Origin of the sequence: Halorhabdus salina (assembly GCF_013839425.1) — an archaeon.
GTDB classification, from domain to species: Archaea; Halobacteriota; Halobacteria; order Halobacteriales; family Haloarculaceae; genus Halorhabdus; species Halorhabdus salina.
Genome location: NZ_JACDNP010000001.1, coordinates 1 through 19,624 on the forward strand (window position 1 = coordinate 1; position 19,624 = coordinate 19,624).

The window sequence follows — 19,624 nt, forward strand, 5'->3', positions numbered from 1 at the left end:
TTTAGCGTGAGCTACTAGGAAATCTATACGAATTCAGGAGGCGCTGAACTGCGTGGTTTCGAGCGTCTAAACAAGGCCCTTTAGGAGTAAAGTCTAAAGCAATTAGAAGGCACCATCTCTCCAACCCTGGGTGCTTCTCCTTTGCTGTTTCATATGAGCTTTGAATCTGTGACTTTCGAGAATGATTGAGACGGCCAGTAAAGAATTTATGTTGGTATATTGTTAATTCGCCTTGGGTCTGTCCTTTGAAACAATCAATACCATCATCCCCACCAGATCCATCGACTGTCCTGACTCCCTCTCTCTTTTCCATCAGGAGATCACTTGCTAAGGATTCGAATTTACTCGGATCAAGATATGATAAGTCTATATCTATCAATATTCATCTCATTTCTAACTCGGTCTATAACTTAAGTGTACTGCCAATATAAGACATCAAAAATTCTGTCTTATCAATGAAGTATACAGTCTCAATCACGGCCGATTGCTCTATCAGCCCGATATCGATACCTGCGGACTTTGTGCCTTCTATCTTGCACCACTCCACTCATCAGACACCGACTGTTTCACTACGTTCGCCAAGAGCTGTGTCGAGTATTCCCAGATGACACCGAGTCGGAGCCGGCGGATACCGCTCACGACACGAATCCGTCTAAATCAACGATCTAGCCGGTCGGTCAACCCATCGAGGATCGCCTCGTGCACCGCGCCGTTGGTGGCGATCAGCGACTCGCTGTCGTGTCGCCAGCGATTGCCGTCGAGATCGGTCACGCGACCGCCACCGGCTCGAACCATGTGCGCGCCGGCAACGGTGTCCCAGGCGGTCATATGGACAGTCGAGATTGCGGCGTCGATCTCGCCGCAGGCGACCATCGCCATGGAGGTTTGCCCGCTGCCCAGCCGCCGCAGGTCGCCCAGCTCGTGGTGGATGTAGCTCGTCACCTCGTCGTAATCGTCCCGGTCGCGGTCTTTCAGCCCGAAGATCGGCGCGACGATCAACGACGAGGGGTCCGTGCGGTCGCTGACCGAAGACTCTACGCCGTTGCGTTCGACGCGATCGGCGCCTGCGGCGTAGGTATCACCGATCGCCGGGAGTGCCGTCGCGGCGGCGATCGGGTCGCCCTCAACCGTCCGTGCGAGGCTGACCCCCCAGAGACGATTGTCCCGGACGAAATTATTGGTGCCGTCGATCGGATCGATGATCCAGGCGGGACCGGACTCGGGAACGGTCTTTTCGGCATCGTTCTCCTCACCGACGATCACCGCATCGGGATCGCGCTCGGTCAGGAGTTCGATGATCCGCTCTTGGGCCTCCTGATCGGCTTTTGAGACCGGATCCATCCGATCGCGTTTGAAGTCATTGTCGATGCCCTCCCGAAAGTACCGGCAGGCGATCTCCGCGCCTGACTCGGCGGCGTCGCGGGCAATTGCGAGCGATTCTGCGGCCGTCAGCGTATCAGTTCGTCCCACGTCAATGCCTCAGGAACCTACTGTATTGCTTCCAGTGGCTTCAGTGATGGGACTCGATCGATCGGCAGCAGTCAAATTGCGTTCATCCGATCCAGATAGATCGCTCAGAAAACGGTGAAAAACGAAAACGAGAGCAGTGTTGCCATGCTGGGACCGAGAATCCAGAACGACACAAACCGGACGACAGTCCCCGGGTTGAACAGTTGTGTGGCCGTTGTTATTTCGCCAGGGTCCTCCTCGCCGATCGGTGATGGACCGTCATCCGTCTCAGCCGCGAGCGTATCGACCGAGATGTTGGTCTCTGCCTCCCCAGTAACGAGCTCCGGGACAGTCGCCGTCCGCGTCGCCCGGCCCCATCCGAGACCGATAATCGTCATGATCGTCGCCATGGCCAGGCTCATCGGGATCCCGATCCAGGACAGGAAAGTCGTAATCGTTGAGGCAACAACCATGACGACCATCGCGGCCAGCATCGGCAGGTCAGTAATGTCGTTGCCGACTGACTCCATTGTTCGCCGGGCGATCGTAAACGCCCCGATACCGATCGCTACCGTCCCGAGGAGGACCGCCGGTTCAATGTCGAGACTCCCCCCACCGACCAGTGGCGCGACAGCGTTTGCCACGTTGCTTGCGCCGGCACTGAAAGACATGTAACAGGCGATGAGCAACACGAGAATAGCACTGTACAGTTCGCGAATCGTAGTTCCAGGACCGAGTTGTGGGACAGGGACGATGGCTGCCCATCGGTAGGTGAGCAGCGGCCCCTCGGACTCGGGAATGGAAATCCGGTGTTCGAGATAGGGATAGATGTACCGGCCGATGAGACTACCCACCCAGAACCCGACGATCGGTGCGATGAGCCACCAGACGACAATCCCGCCAAGGGCAGCCCGATCGAGCGTGTTCGTCGCGAAGCCGTACCCTGAGATTGCACCAACAGCAGTCATCGACGTGGAAACGGGGACACCGTAGATGTTAGCGACCAGCATTCCCAGCCCGATGAACGCCAGAATGACGGTCGCGGCCGTCAACGAGAACTCCGGCACGAGGTCGCCACCGAGCGTATCGATGACGTTCCGACCCAGCGTCCATCCGCCCACGAAGACGAACACCGTCATCAACCCGGCCGCAACCGTCTTATTGACGACTTCCGCACCGACGGCCGGTCCCCAGGCGACACCCGTCGAAGAACCACCGATATTGAACCCGACAAACGTCGCAACGAGAACCCCAAGCGCCAGCAAGAGACTGACCATAGACAATCGTTGCCCAGCAGCAACGTATATGTAGTGATATGAGTGTTGACTGTAGCCGTCCAGTCGATCGTGTTAGACTTTATCTTAGGTGGTTGCGTAATGAAACTCATGGCCGATCGTATTCTCGTTGCGATGGACGACTCCGAGATGGCCGCAACGGCACTTCAGTACGCCCTCGATACCGTTCCGGACGCCGATATCACGGTCCTGCACGTCGTCGGCGAACCCTCGCCATGGATGGGCGAGGCGATGGGTCTCGCGATGGAAGACGACCTCGAGTCGGCCAAGGAGACCCACGCCGAGACCGTTCTGGATCGGGCAAGGGAAATCGCTGCCGATCACGGTCGCGAAATAGAGACGGACGTAGGGATGGGGAGTCCGGCGAAAGCGATCGTCAACCGCGCTGCGGACTTCGATCAGGTTGTCATCGGAACCCACGGAGAGTCACTCGTCGACCGCTTGCTCATCGGGAACGTCGCCGAGAAGGTGTTCCGCCGCTCGCCTGTGCCGGTGACGATCGTCCGGTGAACTGACGAATCCGCCATGCAAACGCAGTTTCGACACCGAAAACCCCAGAATTTCGACCGGCAGTTACTCCAGGGGCTGCTCGTCAGGTGTGAGATCCACGACCGCGGCCGATCGGTCCTGTGATGGCGGAACGAGCGAAATCTCGTCGATATGAATCCGATAGGCCTCCATATCTTCGAAGATTGAGCCCCAACTCCCGATCGTGTACGGCGACCCATCGTCGTCGATAGTCACGGTCAGCCCCGAAGCGAGTTGATCGATCGAAGGCGGATCCTCGATCCGGAAATCGTCCTGATAGGAGGTAGCGATGACCTGGCCAGAGACTGTTTCGACCTGGTGGGTCTGGTTGTCGTATCCAGTGGCCACGATCGAGACGTCGACTGATTCGTCGAACAGCAGACTGAAATCCTGAATAAACTCCTCTAAGGTGACGAACGACCAGCCGTCGTCCGTGTCGACGTACGCCCGTTCGTTCAGCGACCAGTTGCACGTGTAGAAGTACCAGTGGAAAATAAAGGAGAGAATGTCGTCGTCGATCATGACGCCGTACTGCTCCGGTGCGCGGGTGTTCGGTGTGAAATAGCAGTGGCGGCGGTCGACAACAGCCAAGGATGGCCCCGGAATGTACGACCAGCGTAGTTCCGTCACCGCGTCCTCGTAGGGGAGCTCTTCGACGGATGCCTTACTTTCGGGATCAGCGTAGACGCTGACGCGGACGACGACACCCGAAGATTTGGCTTCCCGGAGGGCCGGCAACAGCGACTCGAACTGTTGGCCGGTCAGCACGGCTTCGATCAGGCTCTCGCTGTCGGCAAAGGTTTCTCTCGCCCGTTCGATGATCGTCTCTTGATGTTTGACGACACTCATCCCGTGCTCGGTGAGATGGGGCCGTTCCCAGCGGTCCTCGATATCGTCCGCCGCATCCTGGAGTCGTCGGCCCTGCGAGCGAAGCTGATCGAGAACGACCTCGGGTTCTGTTGGTCGGACGTGTAACTGGTCGCGATCGATCGTCTCGACGTATCCCTGGCGTTCGAGGTCCCGAAGAATCTTGTAGATCTGTGAGGTTGGGATCGAGGAGTTCTGGGCGACTTTGACAGCCGGAGTGATGCCGAGATCCAAGACAGTGAGATATGCCTCGGACTGATAGGACGTGAGCCCAGCGTTCTCCAAGGCTGCCTGTAACTCGTCGGGTTTCATGTGGGATAGTCGCCGGTTGGACGAGTAATGATTATTCTGGTCGGTCGTCAGTATCAGCCCAGACGCCCGAACGTTCATGTGTGAGTCCGTGCCACATCTAGTATGGTCGAGACCGTCCTCGTCCCGTTCGACGGCTCCCCAATGTCCGAACGTGCCCTGGAGTACGTCACTCGGGAACACCCTGACGCGGCGGTCCACCTCCTGCACGTGATTGACCACGTCGAAACCAGCTACGAGTTCGACTGGACAGCCGTACCGGGGCCTTTGGACAATTGGTCACAGGAAGCGACCGGCCGTGGACGTGATATCATCGACGACGCACGGGAAACCGCCCAGCGAGCTGGCCTGACTGTCACCGAAAGCGAGCTCGTCGTCGGCCGCCCGGCCAACAGCATCGTCGAATACGGTGACGATCACGAGATAGATCACGTCGTGATGGGAACCCACGGTCGAGGAGGGCTCTCGCGGTTCATTCTCGGTAGCGTCACCGAGCGTGTCTTGCGGCGCTCGACGGTCCCGGTAACGGTCGTCCGGTAGTCAGGACAGCGACCGGGCGGAGTTAGCGACGACCAGGAGGCTGCTGGTCGCCATCGCCACCGCAGCCACGAGGGGATTCAAGAGGCCAGCGACGGCGACCGGGAGGGCGACGGCGTTGTAGAGAAACGCCCACCCGAGATTCTGCCTGATACGGCGGCGCGCAGCGGTCAGTAGCGTGAAGACGTCTGGCACCCGAGAGAGGTCGTCGCTCATCACGACCGCGTCGGCGGCGTCGGCGGCGAGTTTGGTCCCCGTCGCCACGGCGATGCCCAGATCTGCCTCGGCCAGTGCGGGCGCGTCGTTACTCCCGTCGCCCACCATGGCCACCGTCCGATCGGCCCCCAGTCGTCGGACAGTTGCGGCCTTCCCTTCCGGGGGGACGCCCGCGAACACGGAATCGACCGCGGAATGGTCGCGAAACCGGGCGGCCGCCCGGTCGCTGTCGCCCGTGAGGACGACGATTTCGTGCTCGGCCGCGAGTGCTTCGACCGTTTGTTCCCACTCCGGCCGAGGCTGATCGCCCGCCACAGCGAGTGTGCGAGCCTCGCCCTCCCAGCCGATCAGTGCCGGAATCGTCCCGCGTTCGTGGGCCGCCTTAACCCGAGTGCGTAATTCCGCTGGAACCGACCAGCCCTGAGCCTCGAAGAGCGCGACTGACCCGACCAGAACGTCCTCGACATCGACTGTCCCCGAGACGCCGCGCCCTGGATGGGTCTCGACATCGCCGACTTCGGGCAGGGAATCGTCCGCGGCCTCGACGATCGCACCGGCGATCGGGTGGTCGGCGAACTGTTCGAGCGCCCCAGCCCGCTGTAAGGCCTCGCCGCCCGGCGCTTCCAGCAGCGTGAGATCAGCTGTCGTCAGCGTTCCGGTTTTGTCGAAAACAACCACATCAGCCGCTTCGGCGCGTTCAAAGGCCGCGCCGTCTGTGACGACAATCCCACGATCGAGCGCGGCGCGGATTCCCGAAGCGACCGCAAGCGGTGTGGCCAGCCCCAACGCACAGGGGCAGGAGACGATCAACACCGCGAGTCCGGTCAGGAGCGCGGCCGTCGGTACCGCGCCGAGGGCGAGATGAACCACGAAGGCCGCGATCGAGAGCGCCACGACGCCCGGGACGAACACGGCGGCGATCCGATCGGCCAGTCGCTGGACGCCAGGTCGGGAACTCTGGATGGCCCAGAGGTGATCGACGAGGCGATCCAGCGTGCTCGTGGCGTCGGCGGCGACCGAGACGATCAGGCCGCCGCTGGTCACCATCGAGCCGCCGATGACCGAATCGCCGGGTACCTTGCGCTCGGGCAGGGATTCGCCGGTCACCAGCGACTCGTCGACGGCCCCATTGCCTTCGCGGACGGTGCCATCGACCGGGATGCGCTCGCCGCTCTCGACGATCACTTCGTCGTCAGGCTGCAGGTCGTCGACGCTGACTTCCTCGGTGCCATCGGGGCCGCGGCGGCGAGCCCGATCGACCTGCCTGGCCGTGAGTTCGCTTAGTCCGGCAGCGGCGCGGCGCTTGATCCGCTGTTCGTAGTAGTTGCCAAGCGAGACGACGACCACGACGACGACGGTGATGTCGAAGTACACCTCGGTGTGGCCGGCCAGGAACGCGATTGCGCTGTAGAGATACGCCGTCGAGGCGGCCAATGCCACCAACAGGTCCATGTTCGGATACCCGGCCCGGAGGCTGACGTACGCCCCGCGGAGGATCGGAAAGCCCGTGTAGCCGAGGACGATCGTGGCCATGACCCAGACGTTCGCCAGCAGGTAGGCCCCGGCCGGCCCGTCGACGTTCAGCAGTGCTGCACCCTCGAACCCCAGATACGTCGGGTACAGAAAGAGGACGTACCAGACCATCGTCATCATGCCGAAGAAGCCGCCGACCAGGAGTCGACCCTGTTGGATCGACGCAGTCTCGCGGTCGCCCTGCGCGCGTTCGCTCGCGTCGTATCCGAGACCGGAGATGGTTTCGGCGACGGCGTCTGGTTCGGTCTGGTCGGGATCGTAGACGACTTTGACCGTGCTCGCGGGATAGCTGGCCTGGGCCGCCTGGACACCGCCGTCTCCGACCGCCTGGGACTCGACGAACGCCTCGCAGGTCCCACAGTGCATCCCCTCGACGGAGAGATAGGCCGTCTCGCCGTCGGCCCCGTCGATATCGCCGGTCTGGACGGCCTCGCGGGCGGCCGTCGCGTCGGTGGCTTCGACGTCCTCGACCTGGCGAGCGACTTCGAGACAGCCCTGACAGCAAAACGTGCCCGGGACTTCGTCGTCGGTCACGGGTGGATCGGGCGTTGGCAGGTCACAGAGCGTACAGGAGTCGGACATATTCAGAAGGCAGGTGGCATCGGCAGCGGAAGATGCGGAATAGCGACGCCGAACAGTGATAGTCCCTTCGCGAGTGGAATCGTCCCGAGAACGACGAACGCCACGCCCAGCGCGCGGTGAATCCGCTGTCGAGCGGCGACCGAGAGCGACTGGAAGGCCGTCCCGTAGGCGAACAGCGCCGGGATCGTCCCGAGCCCGAGTGCGCCAAGGGCGAGTGCGCCAGTCAGTGCCGAGCCGGACGAAAGCGCATAGAGGTAGGCCGGATACAACAGCGGGCAGGGCAAGAGGCCGTGGACGGCACCCAGGGCGAGGATGCCCGGGCCGTCGACGTATCGGTCGACCCGTGCCGTCAACGCGCCCGTCACGCGCTGGAAGATACCGCCGACGAACGGCAGCGACCCGCCGGTTGGACTCGTGCCGGTCACGACGTAGCCCAGCCCGAGGAGGACGATCACAGCCCCGACGAGGACGCCAGTTGCCCCCCTGAGCGTCGTCGCCACCGGGAGTCCGCCGACGGCATCGGTCGCGAGGGCACCCAGCGCGCCCAGCAGTCCGCCGATCAAGGTGTAACTGATCGTCCGCCCGAGGTTGAACAGCCCGTGCTGGCGGAGTGCATGAAAGCTGGGGCCGCGAGCGTCCCGCCCAGCCATCCGATCGCCGTACAACGTCACCAGCGGCCCACACATCCCGAGGCAGTGAGCACCGCCAAACAGCCCGATGGCGAACAAGACGGCCAGACTGGGATCAGTGAGTGCCGTACTCATCGTATCGCTATCCCAACGGGTGAGCTGGTAACAACGGCGGCGATGCCGGAGCAAGCAATCCCCATCACGCCGTTAGTTCTCCTCGTCTGGATTCACGGATGCCAAACATGAGAGACAGCGACCCAGCGATCAGCAGGACGTTGACGAGCGATAACACGGCGATGGTCGAGCGCCCGGTAACGAACGCGACAACGGGAATGAGTGCGAGCAACGCGAGCAGCGGATATGCCCGAACGTTGAGTTCCATAGGCGGCGCTTCGGGTTCAAATGCTTAAAACCCAACCCCTCATTGCATGGGATTACAAGAGATGGCTGGTTTTTTACGCCTGAGGGGAAAGCTTGTGGGCATGGTACAGCGCCACTCACGGCGAGGACGCTTCCTGGTCGCGTCTGGATCGACGTGGGCCACGCGATCCGCCGCCGTGACAGAGCCGAGCAGGACCGTTCGAACGGGCGGTGATCGGCCGTGAGCGGACGGTCGGGGATCGACGGACTGACCCGGCGAGAGTTGCTCCGCGGTGGAGCGGCCGCCGGCACGGCCGCCGCCGGCCTGGCGGCGACTGGCACCGCCACGGCACAGTCGGGCGTGGATTTCGATGGCTGGTTTTCGGACGTCTCGAACTACGACGGCATCGTCGACCGGCGCGGTCAGGACGAAGTGACCGTCGAGGTTGGCGTCCAGGCCAACGGGAGCGACTGGGGGTTCGGTCCCGCGGCAGTCAGAGTCGATCCCGGGACGACAGTCGTCTGGGAGTGGACTGGCCGTGGCGGCGCTCACAACGTCGTCGCCGAAAACGACGGCTATTCGTCGGGGACGGCGGTCAACGAAGCCGGCGAGACGTTCGAACAGACCTTCGAGGAGACGGGCATCTCGAAGTACTTTTGCGATCCCCACCTCGCGGTCGGCATGAAAGGGGCGATCGTGATTGGTGATATGGGTGCCGGCGCAGGCGGCGAGGACGGCGGCGGCGGTAGCTTCCAGCTCTCCCAGGAAGGCTGGCTGCTGGCGGGGAGCTTCGGTCTGGCTGTCGCCTCACCGCTCATCTTTGCGGCGTTCTTGCGGTTCCGTGGCCGTGACAGAGCGGTCGGCCCATCGGACGAAACCCGAAACCAACTCAAGCGCGTCGAGGAGCGCGAGGGGCCGCCCGTGGCCGAGGAGGCCCCCGTCGAAGCGCCGGCACAGGAGATCGAACACGACGAGTACGACCCCTGGGGAACGCTCTCGCTGGTCATCGGCTATCTGTTGCTGGTGGTCACGCTGTGGGTGTTCATGTACTTCGTGGAGTTCCTGGGACGTGGCCCGACGGTAATCGGGTAGGAGGGTACAGGTATGGACATCCATCGCTTCGAAAAACTCTGGATCGCGATTGCACTGCTGTTGATCATCGGGTTCATTTCGACCGTTGCTTACGGTTCGCTGGGACCCGGCGTGAAGATGATAGACAACTCCGGCGGGACCATCGACGCCGAGGAGGTCCAGTCCGGGTCATCTGGGACTGGATTCGACGACCCAGGAGTCACCAAGACGGGACCGAACGAGTACGAGGTCTACGTGAAAGCCCAGCAGTTCCAGTTCATCCCCGGCACGAGTCAGCCAATCGAGGTGCCCGCGGGTTCGACAGTCACCTTCTACGTGACCGCGTCGGACGTCACCCACGGGTTCAACATCGCCGGCACAAACGTCAATACAATGGTCATTCCCGGACAGGTCGCAGAGTTGACCGTCAACTTCGAGGAACCCGGTTCGTACGGCATCGTCTGTAACGAGTACTGCGGCGGCGGTCACCACACGATGGAAGGGCGACTCGAAGTCGTCCCGCAGTCGGAATATAACAGCACGGAGGGTGTCTGAATGGCATTTGTCGACGAGTACCCCGACGCGGCGAAGGTTGTGCGCGCAAACTTCGGTGTGGCGTTCATCGCGCTGGCCATCGGCGGCCTCTTCGGACTGATCCAGGCCCTCCATCGGACTGGCGTCTTCCGTGGGCTCATCAACTCGACGGATTACTATACCGTCCTCACCGGCCACGGCGTCTTGCTGGCTCTGGTGTTTACGACGTTCTTCATCGCCGGGCTGTTCACCTGGGGTGTCACCAACAGTCTAGAGCGGTCACTGCCGAACCCGCGATTGACGTGGGCGTGGTTCCTGACGATGCTCGTCGGGAGTGGGCTGGCGGCAATCGCGATCATCGGCGGGTTCTTCCCCGAGTTGCCTCTCAGTGCGGACGTCCTCTTCACATTCTACCCACCGCTGCAGGCCAGCCCGGTGTTCTACATCGGTGCGGCGCTATTGATCGTCGGCTCCTGGATCGCCGGGTTCGACTGGTTCCGAACCTTCTGGGCCTGGCGTAAAGACAACCCCGACGAACGCATTCCGCTCCAGACGTTCATGGTCCTGACGACGATGATCATGTGGTACGTCTCGACGGTCGGCGTCGCCATCGAGGTCGTCGTCTTCCTGATCCCGTGGTCGCTGGGGCTGATCAGCGAGGTCGACCCGCTCCTGACGCGGACGCTGTTCTGGTACTTCGGCCACCCAGTCGTCTACTTCTGGCTCATGCCAGCGTACTTCATCTGGTATACGATCCTGCCCAAGTTGGCCGGCGGTCGCCTCGTCAGCGACGCCCTGGCCCGGATCGTCTTCGTCCTGTTCGTCATCCTCTCGACGCCCGTCGGGTTCCACCACCAGTATCTGGATCCCGGCATCCCTGAGGGCTTCAAGTTTATCGCGATGACGAACACGATGTTCCTGCTGTTGCCGAGTCTGCTAACCGCCTTCACCGTCGTCGCGAGCATGGAACACGGCGCGCGCCAACGGGGCGGGACGGGCTATCTCTCCTGGCTGTGGAACCTGCCCTGGGACAATCCCGCCTTCGCCGGGAGCGCCCTCGCGGGCATCATGTTCGCCGCAGGTGGGTTCTCCGGAATGATCAACGCCGGGATGAACATCAACTATCTCATCCACAACACGCTGTGGGTACCGGGTCACTTCCACCTGACCGTCGGGACCGCCGCTGCCCTGACGTTCATGGCCGTCTCCTACTGGTTGGTCCCACAGATAACCGGCAAGCGCCTCCAGCACCGCAATCTGGCGATCGTCCAGCCGTACGTCTGGTTCGTCGGGATGACGTTGATGTCAAATGCGATGCACCGGGCTGGCCTGGCCGGTGTGCCGCGACGGACGGCCGAACCGGAGTACAACGTCGTCGATGCGACCTTCCCCGAGGTACTTGGTGGGATGGGTGAGATGCAAATCCAGATCGCCCTTGGTGGGACGCTGTTGTTCCTCGGACTCGGGCTGTTCCTCGTCGTGATGACGGGAACCTGGCTCGCCGAGCGTGGCCGGGGGACACTATCGGTCAATAGCCATCTGCCGGCGGCGCTTTCGGGCCCCGAACACTCGCCCCGGGTGCTTGATAACCTGCGACTGTGGACGGCCATCGCGATCGTCCTCATCCTGATCGCCTACGGGCCACCGATTGCGAGCATGATCGGCGACGGCGTCCTGAACCCAGGCAGTCCCGGGTTCCCCGTCTGACGGGGCCACATCCAAGTGGCCGGCAATTGAATACCAGACCGATGGAACGTGCGACGCTCGTGAAGGTGTTGCTCGTCGTCGCGATCGGGATTCCGCTTTTGATCGAAGGGGCAACCTTTCTCAGCCTGTTCAATCAGCACCTCGGCAGTGAGGACACGGCCGGGACGCCGACGCCGGCCCCCGAGACGTTCTCGGTTGGCGACGATCTCCTGACGAACGTCCACGGGGAAAACGTGACGGCGACGATCGAAAACGGCTCGATCCAGGCGACCGACGACGCCTGGCTGTTCACCCTGGAGATCGATGTCCAGAACAGTGGGCCAGGACCGGTCGCCGTCAACGTCGGGCCACTCAGGACCGGCGACGGGACAGTTGGATCGACTGTCGCCGAAAGCGGCGAAATCGGGCCGAGTGCCTCGACGACACTGTTCGTTCAGTGGTCGCTCCCGACAGGTGAGACGCCCCAGTCACTGACGGTGACCAGAACGCGCTACGGGAGCGATCCGATTACCACGGAGAGGACTGTCCGGATCGGTGGCTTCCCCGTCCAGCGATAACGCGTACAGGACGTTTCCGGGATACCGGCAGGAATTTTGGGTCGATTCGAACGTCGTTCCCTATGGTCACTCCGCGCCGCCGATAACCGACGAGAGCTGTTCGCGCCACGCTTCGAGGTCTTCGATCGTGTCCTCGATATCTTCCAGTCGGTCGTCGATCTCGCTCGTGTCGCCGACCTGCTCAGAGACGTCCTCGATCTGGGATTCGAGGTCCGTCACCGTCGAATCGAGGTCCTCGACAGTCGCCTCGACGTCGTCGACAGTCTCGCTGTGGGTCGAGACAGTGTCCTGGACTGACCCGACCTCGCCTTCGATCGCTTCGAGTTCACGCTGGACGCTCGAAAGATCACCCTCGAACGATTCGAGACGATCGCGGAACTCCTCGATTAATTCGTCACCCTGTCCGTTCTCGTCGAGGAACTCCTCAAGGGCGGACGTATACGCGGTGAGGTCACTGACTTCGTTCTGGAGGTGCTGGATCCGGGCGTCGACAGCACCGTCCCCGTCACCGCCTCCGCCTCCGCCGGAACCGCCGGGCCCGCCCAGATCAAGTTCCTCTTCGAGTACCGCCAGGGTGGCGTCGTCGACGGCGTCCTGCCGGATCTCGGCGGCGAGCGTCTTGGCGACCGAGCCAGGTTTGACACCGTCGATCGTCGCTCCGTCACCGCTTTCAGCACTTTCACTGCCTGCTTGCTCTTCGTTGGGATCGGCCAGATCCAGGGTTTCGATCTCCTCGTCGTCGGTGTCTTCCAGCCCTGGCACGCTGTCGCTGTCACCCGCGATGACGTCCCGAACCACGTCGCTGCCGGCGTCCTCAACCAGATCTTCCTCGGCTTCCATTGGCGGGTCGACGGACTCGATCGTCGGTTCAGTCAGGAATTTCTCGACGTCATCTGTCCCCGTCGCGCGGATCCCGTAGACGGTCGTGTACTCCGAATCCGCATCGATCTCCCGTTCGAAGGTGATTGTGTCCTCGTCGATTGTCCAATGTTCGCTGCCGTACTCCGGGTGAAAGCCGAGATCCTCGACGGTAACATCGCCCGGCACGTCGTCGGTTAGCGTGACCGTCACCGGTTCAGTCCGCTGGGACGTGATGTTGAACGCGATCGCAGGAACCGGGAACTCGTCGGCCTCGAACCGCTTGACGACAGTGATACCGTCCGCGGAGAGAGTTACCGGCTCGTACGTCTGCGTGTTGCTCATGAACATACGTCGGTGAACCAACGGTATTAAAGTTACTTCCGCTGGCGCTCCCTGAGCTCGTCACAGGTCGATTCGATCACCGATGTCGACGACATCGAGTCGCCTGGGGCTGGCCATCTTTCGAAGAGCACGTCGAAACAGACAACGGTAGGGAGGGAACTAGCGGGGACAGCGTCGGTCTAGTGCTGACAGCAGCCGCCGGCCTTCTCGCCGAAATCGACCGCCAGTTCGGCCGAAATTTCCGCATCAACGCGCCCGAGGCGTCGCTCCAGAGCACTTTGGGCCTGCAGGTACTCTTCCATCACCGGCAAGGACTGGAGGTCCTGGTGGGCGTCTTCGAGTTCACGGCGATCGAGTTCGCTGGCCTCGCCACGTTGCTTCGCGCGCTGGAATGCCTCGCGTTTGCGCTCGAAGGTCGCGATGTGTTCTTGAACCTCCTCGTCAGCCTCGACGGCGGCCTTCGCTTCACGAAAGTCCTCGTGTTCCGGCAGATCAGCGATCGCCTCCCCCAACTTGCTGGCGAGTCGGTCGACCGCCTCGATTTCCGTCTCACTGGTGTCAGTATCGACGCTCATACCGCTACGTGGGTCACGACGAGTAAAACCAGTCGGAAGGGAGCAGGTTCGGCCGGTTGTTCCGCGAATCTGTTCTGGCTCGTCTGGCTCACCGCTCGTCGACTGGGGCCCACTCACGCCCGCGGCCCCCGACAAACTTGCTCCGCGGGCGAATCAGTCGGTTGTTCTCGCGCTGTTCGAGACAGTGGGCCGTCCAGCCGGCGACCCGCGAAATCGCAAAGGTTGGCGTGAACAACTCGGGCGGGATGCCGACGCCATGGAGCAGGACAGCCGTGTAGAACTCGACGTTCGTGTCGAGATCCAGGTCGGGCCGGTGTTGGGCCAACACGTCCCTCGCCACGTCTTCGATCGCCTTGGCCGTCGCAAAGAAATCGTCCTCGCCCTCGTAGAACGCCGCTGTGGCGTCTTCTAACACCGCAGCCCGTGGATCGCGGGCGTCGTACACCCGGTGGCCAAACCCCATCAGGCGGTCGCCGCGTTCCAGGCGCGTCTCGAGTTCGGCCCGCACGTTGTCAGTACCTTCGAGATCTTTGAGCATTCCCAAGACCAGATCGGGTGCGCCGCCGTGGAGATCGCCACGGAGCGCACCGATCGCGCCCGTGATCGCCGAGACGAGTTCCGATTCCGTCGAGACGATCGTCCGGGCAGTAAACGTCGAGGCGTTGAGCCCGTGGTCGACGACCGCGGTAAGATACGTTTCCAGCCCCGCGACTTGGGCCGCAGTCGGCTCCTCGCCCGTCAGCATATAGAGGTAGTTGGCCGCGTGGGAGAGATCTAATCGCGGTTCGATCGGTGCTTCCCCGGATATGACGCGCCAGTAGGTCGCCGTGATCGTCGGCAGCCGGGCGATAAGCCGGAGCGCATCGGCCTCGGGATCGTTGGGCTCGACGGCCGTGGCGGTCGCTGCACCCATCCGGAGCGCAGCCATCGGTCCGGCGCCACGCTGGGCAGCCGCCACGACGGCATCGTGGCAGGGTTCGGGGAGGGTCCGGTACGAGCAGAGTCGATCCTCGAAGGATGCCAGTTCGTCGGCGTCGGGCAGGCGATCGTACAACAGGAGGAAGACCGTCTCGGGGTAGCTCGCGTTGGCCGCCAGCTCGGCGACGGGATAGCCCGCGATCCACAGCTGGCCGGCCTCGCCGTCGATGTCGCTCAGGCGCGTCTCCGCGACGGTCACGTCCGCCAACCCCTCGTGAACCTCGTCGTCAGTCATCGCCTCCCTCTACTGACTCGGGGGGTAAAACTGTGGGCGACTCGGCGTCGCCCGCGTCGCGTGTCGAGTCGGTCGTTGCCCCTACTTCTCAGTCCCGTCCGTGTCGTCGCTTCCATCGCTGATGACGTCAGCCAGCCAATCGCCACGGACGAACACGATCGCCCCGACGAGTGCGGCCGTGACGTTCGAGAGCGCGATCGCGTACCACGCGCCGATCGCCCCGAGGGAGAACACGAGGACGAACAGCGCAGCGAAGACCGCCCAAGCGCCCCACAGCGTCGTCACGCCGATGCCCATCGCCAGGCGAGTCGACCCCGAGCCGTAGAATGCCCCGTTCATCATGTGATAGGACGCCATGATGACCCAGGTCGGTGCAACAACCCGGAGGAACGTCGCACCGTGCTCGACGATCGGGGCGGCGTCCGGCCCAGTGATGAACAGGCTCACGATCGGGCGTGCATACACGAACGTGAACGCCCCCGCGGCCAGGAAAGCAGCCGCCAGAATCGCGATGGCGACGTAGACCGTCCGGCGAGCTCGATCACGATGCCAGGAAGCAATAGCTTCCAGGGGGAGAACCGGCCGTGGGCCTGCATTGCAGGCCCAGTTACAGGGCGGCGGGCATGCGAACTGTCTCTACGGATGCCAACGCGGAGTATATGTCTTTCGTCACTCGCGAACGGTAGCGTCCCGGTTCCGGGCCGAATTCCGAGTCCGACCGCGCCCAGTAGCAAGGATTAACGCCCCCGCGTTCCCCGGAGGGTATATGACCCACTTCTCACAGCGCGTCGAGCAGGTTTCGATCTCGGGCATCCGCGAGGTCTTCGAAGCCGCCGGCGAGGACGCGATCAACCTCGGTCTGGGCCAGCCGGACTTTCCCGCCCCAGAACACGCTCGCGAGGCAGCCGTCGAGGCAATCCGCGCCGGCAAGGCCGACGCCTACACCTCGAACAAGGGCACCCGCGAGCTTCGGGAGGCCATCGCTGCAAAACACGCCAGGGACAACGATCTCGATGTCGACCCCGAGCACATCATCGCCACGTCGGGCGGCAGCGAGGCGCTGCACCTCGCGCTGGAAGCCCACGTCGATGCAAATGAAGAAGTCATCTTCCCCGATCCGGGCTTTGTTTCCTACGATGCACTAACCCATCTCGCGGGCGGCACGCCGAAGCCGATCGGCCTCCGGGACGACCTGACGCTCGATCCCGCCGCCGTCGAGGACGCCATTACCGACGAGACTGCAGCCTTCGTCGTCAACAGTCCCGCCAACCCGACCGGTGCGGTCCAATCGCCCGAGGACATGCGCAAGTTCGCCCGCATCGCCGACGAGCACGACGTGCTTTGCATCTCCGACGAGGTCTACGAACACATCGTCTTCGAGGGTGAGCACCGCTCGCCGGCGGAGTTCACAGAGAGCGACAACGTCGTCGTGGTCAACGCCTGCTCGAAGACTTACTCGATGACTGGCTGGCGGCTCGGCTGGGTCACTGGCAGCGAGGGCCGTATCGAGCGCATGCTTCGTGTCCATCAGTACAGTCAGGCCTGTGCAAGCGCGCCCGCCCAGTTCGCCGCCGAAGCCGCACTCTCGGGGCCACAAGATCGCGTGTCGGAGATGGTCGAGGCCTTCCAGCAGCGCCGGGACGTGTTGCTCGACGGCTTCGAAGATATGGGGCTGGAAACCCCCAAGCCCCGCGGTGCGTTCTACGCGATGCCGAAGGTGCCAGCGGGCTGGGTCGATGCAGTGATCGATCGCGGCGTCGTGGTCGTTCCCGGCGACGCCTTCGGCGACGGCGGCACCGGCTACGCGCGGCTCTCCTATGCGACCGATCTCGAACAGCTAAAGGAAGCGATCGAGGTTATGCGTGAAGCAACTGAAGCAGTTCAATAGCTAACACCGTTATCGAGTCCCTCACTTCGCTGTCGAGACGATCTTGATGACGTCACCTTCGGACAGTTCCGTATCCTCGGCGATCCGCCTATTCTCACGGGCGTCGACGGCGTGGAGGTAGCCATCACCGATATCGGAGTGGACAGCATATGCCAGATCCAGCGGCGTCGAACCACGCGGCAGGAGGAAGGCGTCGGGCAACATGTTCCCCTGGCCGTCTGTCCAGTGGGTCTCGTTCTGGACGGGATAAACAGTGATGTGATCGAGTATGTCGTATGCCGCCTCGTCAAGCGCGGTCTGGACACCCGTTCCGCCGTGAGCGGCCATGACCTCGCGGATCCGTTCGAGTCCGTCTCGCTGATTCCCGCTGACATCACTGACGAGTTCGAAGTCCGCATCCCCGGGATCGTACGCGAGGACCCCGGACTCGGCCGCCCGACGGAGCGCGAGTTCGCCGTCGGCGGTCGTCGGAATCGTCGCCTCGTTGCGCTCTTTTAAGCGCTGGACGTTCTCGGTGCTGGCGGCGTCGGCCTTGTTGGCGACGACGACGATAGGTTTGGTCCGCTCGCGGATCTCCCGAGCCAGGGCTTCGCGGTGCTCGTCGGTCCAAGCCAGGGGATCCTCGGGATAGTCCACGGCTCGTAGCGTCCGGGCGACATCGAGTTCTGTCGCGCCCACGCCCGTGAGAAATTCCGTGAGTGCCTCGTCGAGATCGAAGTCCGGCGAGCGAGACTGTCGCTCGACGGTTTCCCAATTGCGGTCGACGACGCTTGCCAGCCAGAGGTCCATCTCCTGCTCGATGAAGTCCAGATCCTCGACGGGATCGTGTTCGCCGACGCCGACCGGTTCGCCTTCTTCGTCGGTTTCACCGGCCGCGTCGACGACGTGCAATATGGCGTCAGCGTCGGTCAATTCGTCGAGGAACTGGTTACCCAGCCCGCGCCCCTCGTGTGCACCCGGGACTAGTCCCGCAACGTCGAGCAACTCGACGGGAACGTAGCGCTTGCCGTCGTGACAGTGATCGCTGTCACACCGTTGGTCGCGGTCGAGACACGGGCAGTCGGTGCGGACGTGGCTCACCCCTCGATTGGCGTCGATCGTCGTGAACGGGTAGTTAGCGACGTCGACATCGGCCATCGTCGCCGCGCGATAGAATGTAGACTTGCCGGCGTTTGGCTTGCCGGCAAGCGCGAGTGAGAGCATGTCCCGCCCTACCGAAGCGAACAGTTTCCCACTTTCGGTTAGCTCTGACTACTGTTTCACCCAAAACATCGGATCCCCGACCACGGCAGGTATGTGTATGATGTATCGATGCTGACCGTTCAGGCCTCGGTCATCTGGACGATCTGGATCAACGAATAGATCGGCACACCCTCGACCGTGTCGTCGCCGTGTTTGTCCGTGAGGACGGCCCCAGCGACGTGATTCCCTCCGCGCTCGCGGACGATCTTGATCGTCTCGGCCATCGTCTTGCCCGTGTCGATGTTGTCATCGACAATGTAACAGTCCCGACCGCGGATCGACGCGAAGTTCCGCGAGAACGGCCCAGAATTCGCCTGTTCGTCGTCCCAGCGGTGCTTACTCGGCGTATAGACGCTCAGATCCATGTCGAGATCGCGCGCGACAGTCGTTGCCAGCGGCCCGCCAGATGTGCCGATCCCGATCGTCAAGTCGACGTCTTCGCCTTCCTTCGAGGGGGGTCCGCCATCGGGCGACCGGCGGAGGACAGCCGTTGACTGTCCCGGCCCACCACACTCCAGTCGACGTGGATATCGTGAGGTGTCTCGACTGTAGTGTCGGGGCGTTACCACCGTCGGTCTGCTCGAGTAGCCAGCTTACGGTCTCCCGGGAGACGTTCAATTCGTCCGCGATTTCGCCTTTCGACAGGCCAAGCCCAGTGAACTCCTCGGCACTGTCGATACGATCGTCCAGTGACTTCATCGACAGGAATTATCGAACCAGGAGCGTAGAACGATTGAGTTCTCACCTATCCCAGACACCGAGACCCGGCGCTACTCGCCGTCGCTGCCCCTCTCGCCAGCGTCTGTTCCGTCTGTAGTGGCATCGTCGTACTGCGATTTGAGGGAAGCCAGCTCCGCGTCGACATCGACGGCAACTGCGTCGTCTTCGGCATCTTCTGGGAGTTGCTGTTCGAGCCGTCGGTTGAGGCGTTGAGCGTCCGAAAGCAGCTCGCGTGTCCGTTCGTCGCCCGATTCGGTATCGATTCTTGACTGTACCTCGGAGAGGGCCTCGTCGATTCGATCGACGACGGACTGACCAACCGCAGGGGCCGTCGACTCCTCGGCCGGCCGGTCGGTGTCGTCGGCCAGTTTGAGCGCGCGCTGTAGCAACTGGAGCATCTTGATGTTCGTCTGGAGGATGAGAATCGTCGCCGGGATCGTCACCTCGGTCGTGAATTGTCGAAGGCGGTCGAGGCCACGGCGGTGTTGTGGCCCAGCCTTGACCGTCCGCTGTAACTCCTGGAGCGTCCTGACGAGCTCGCCCACCAGTTCCCGGGGTGAGGGACCTACCGATTGGTTACTCATAGGGCACATTTCGAAAGCAAGCCT

The 19,624-nt window shown here is 62.5% G+C and carries 19 protein-coding genes and 1 pseudogene; 7 read left to right on the forward strand and 13 right to left on the reverse strand.

The window, feature by feature from the left end; all coding sequences use genetic code 11:
• Positions 1 to 657: 657 nt before the first annotated feature.
• Positions 658 to 1,470, reverse strand: a complete 813-nt coding sequence (locus HZR20_RS00005) for an inositol monophosphatase family protein (protein WP_181684548.1) — start codon at positions 1,468 to 1,470, stop codon at positions 658 to 660.
• A 104-nt stretch (positions 1,471 to 1,574) separates the two neighbouring features.
• A complete protein-coding gene (locus HZR20_RS00010; protein WP_181684549.1) occupies positions 1,575 to 2,726 on the reverse strand; it encodes an inorganic phosphate transporter in 1,152 nt (383 codons plus the stop codon).
• Between the two features lie 108 nt (positions 2,727 to 2,834).
• On the opposite strand from HZR20_RS00010, the gene HZR20_RS00015 reads away from it, so the two are divergent.
• Positions 2,835 to 3,254, forward strand: coding sequence for a universal stress protein (locus HZR20_RS00015; RefSeq protein WP_181684550.1), 420 nt, complete (start codon positions 2,835 to 2,837; stop codon positions 3,252 to 3,254).
• Positions 3,255 to 3,317: 63 nt separating this feature from the next.
• On the opposite strand, the gene HZR20_RS00020 is transcribed toward HZR20_RS00015, so the two are convergent.
• Positions 3,318 to 4,451, reverse strand: coding sequence for a TrmB family transcriptional regulator (locus HZR20_RS00020; protein WP_181684551.1), 1,134 nt, complete (start codon positions 4,449 to 4,451; stop codon positions 3,318 to 3,320).
• 102 nt (positions 4,452 to 4,553) lie between these two features.
• Between HZR20_RS00020 and HZR20_RS00025 the strand changes: the two genes are divergently transcribed.
• Complete coding sequence (locus tag HZR20_RS00025; protein WP_181684552.1) at positions 4,554 to 4,988, forward strand: universal stress protein; 435 nt, start codon at positions 4,554 to 4,556, stop codon at positions 4,986 to 4,988.
• On the opposite strand, the gene HZR20_RS00030 is transcribed toward HZR20_RS00025, so the two are convergent.
• From HZR20_RS00030 to HZR20_RS00040, 3 genes are all read right to left on the reverse strand, one after another.
• Entirely contained in the window at positions 4,989 to 7,316 is a 2,328-nt protein-coding gene (locus HZR20_RS00030) for a heavy metal translocating P-type ATPase (RefSeq protein WP_181684553.1), read from the reverse strand.
• A 2-nt stretch (positions 7,317 to 7,318) separates the two neighbouring features.
• Complete coding sequence (locus tag HZR20_RS00035; RefSeq protein ID WP_181684554.1) at positions 7,319 to 8,080, reverse strand: sulfite exporter TauE/SafE family protein; 762 nt, start codon at positions 8,078 to 8,080, stop codon at positions 7,319 to 7,321.
• Positions 8,081 to 8,144: 64 nt separating this feature from the next.
• A complete protein-coding gene (locus HZR20_RS00040) occupies positions 8,145 to 8,327 on the reverse strand; it encodes a hypothetical protein (protein ID WP_181684555.1) in 183 nt (60 codons plus the stop codon).
• A 219-nt stretch (positions 8,328 to 8,546) separates the two neighbouring features.
• On the opposite strand from HZR20_RS00040, the gene HZR20_RS00045 reads away from it, so the two are divergent.
• From HZR20_RS00045 to HZR20_RS00060, 4 genes are read left to right on the forward strand one after another with little or no spacing between them, the layout of a single operon-like run.
• Positions 8,547 to 9,398, forward strand: coding sequence for a halocyanin domain-containing protein (locus HZR20_RS00045; RefSeq protein ID WP_309484870.1), 852 nt, complete (start codon positions 8,547 to 8,549; stop codon positions 9,396 to 9,398).
• A gap of 12 nt (positions 9,399 to 9,410) precedes the next feature.
• Complete coding sequence (locus HZR20_RS00050) at positions 9,411 to 9,932, forward strand: cytochrome c oxidase subunit II (protein ID WP_181684556.1); 522 nt, start codon at positions 9,411 to 9,413, stop codon at positions 9,930 to 9,932.
• Entirely contained in the window at positions 9,933 to 11,618 is a 1,686-nt protein-coding gene (locus HZR20_RS00055; protein WP_181684557.1) for a b(o/a)3-type cytochrome-c oxidase subunit 1, read from the forward strand.
• A gap of 41 nt (positions 11,619 to 11,659) precedes the next feature.
• Positions 11,660 to 12,175 (forward strand): hypothetical protein, encoded by a 516-nt coding sequence (locus tag HZR20_RS00060; protein ID WP_181684558.1) that lies wholly within the window; start codon positions 11,660 to 11,662, stop codon positions 12,173 to 12,175.
• 66 nt (positions 12,176 to 12,241) lie between these two features.
• Here HZR20_RS00060 and HZR20_RS00065 read toward each other — a convergent pair whose 3' ends face one another.
• The 4 genes from HZR20_RS00065 to HZR20_RS00080 all read right to left on the reverse strand — a co-directional run bounded on the left by HZR20_RS00065 (position 12,242) and on the right by HZR20_RS00080 (position 15,736).
• Positions 12,242 to 13,378 (reverse strand): hypothetical protein, encoded by a 1,137-nt coding sequence (locus HZR20_RS00065; protein WP_181684559.1) that lies wholly within the window; start codon positions 13,376 to 13,378, stop codon positions 12,242 to 12,244.
• Between the two features lie 179 nt (positions 13,379 to 13,557).
• On the reverse strand, positions 13,558 to 13,953 hold the full coding sequence (locus HZR20_RS00070) for a YlbF family regulator (RefSeq protein WP_181684560.1): 396 nt from the start codon (positions 13,951 to 13,953) through the stop codon (positions 13,558 to 13,560).
• 88 nt (positions 13,954 to 14,041) lie between these two features.
• Complete coding sequence (locus tag HZR20_RS00075) at positions 14,042 to 15,166, reverse strand: citrate/2-methylcitrate synthase (protein ID WP_181684561.1); 1,125 nt, start codon at positions 15,164 to 15,166, stop codon at positions 14,042 to 14,044.
• Between the two features lie 81 nt (positions 15,167 to 15,247).
• Positions 15,248 to 15,736: an MATE family efflux transporter gene (locus HZR20_RS00080; RefSeq protein ID WP_258560316.1), complete on the reverse strand. Its 489-nt coding sequence runs from the start codon at positions 15,734 to 15,736 to the stop codon at positions 15,248 to 15,250.
• A gap of 196 nt (positions 15,737 to 15,932) precedes the next feature.
• On the opposite strand from HZR20_RS00080, the gene HZR20_RS00085 reads away from it, so the two are divergent.
• Complete coding sequence (locus tag HZR20_RS00085; protein ID WP_181684562.1) at positions 15,933 to 17,054, forward strand: pyridoxal phosphate-dependent aminotransferase; 1,122 nt, start codon at positions 15,933 to 15,935, stop codon at positions 17,052 to 17,054.
• A gap of 21 nt (positions 17,055 to 17,075) precedes the next feature.
• On the opposite strand, the gene HZR20_RS00090 is transcribed toward HZR20_RS00085, so the two are convergent.
• From HZR20_RS00090 to HZR20_RS00100, 3 genes and pseudogenes are all read right to left on the reverse strand, one after another.
• On the reverse strand, positions 17,076 to 18,257 hold the full coding sequence (locus HZR20_RS00090; RefSeq protein WP_181684563.1) for a redox-regulated ATPase YchF: 1,182 nt from the start codon (positions 18,255 to 18,257) through the stop codon (positions 17,076 to 17,078).
• 119 nt (positions 18,258 to 18,376) lie between these two features.
• Positions 18,377 to 18,995 (reverse strand): annotated as a pseudogene (locus tag HZR20_RS14380) (orotate phosphoribosyltransferase-like protein).
• Between the two features lie 71 nt (positions 18,996 to 19,066).
• A complete protein-coding gene (locus HZR20_RS00100) occupies positions 19,067 to 19,600 on the reverse strand; it encodes a DUF7547 family protein (protein ID WP_181684564.1) in 534 nt (177 codons plus the stop codon).
• Positions 19,601 to 19,624 lie beyond the last annotated feature (24 nt).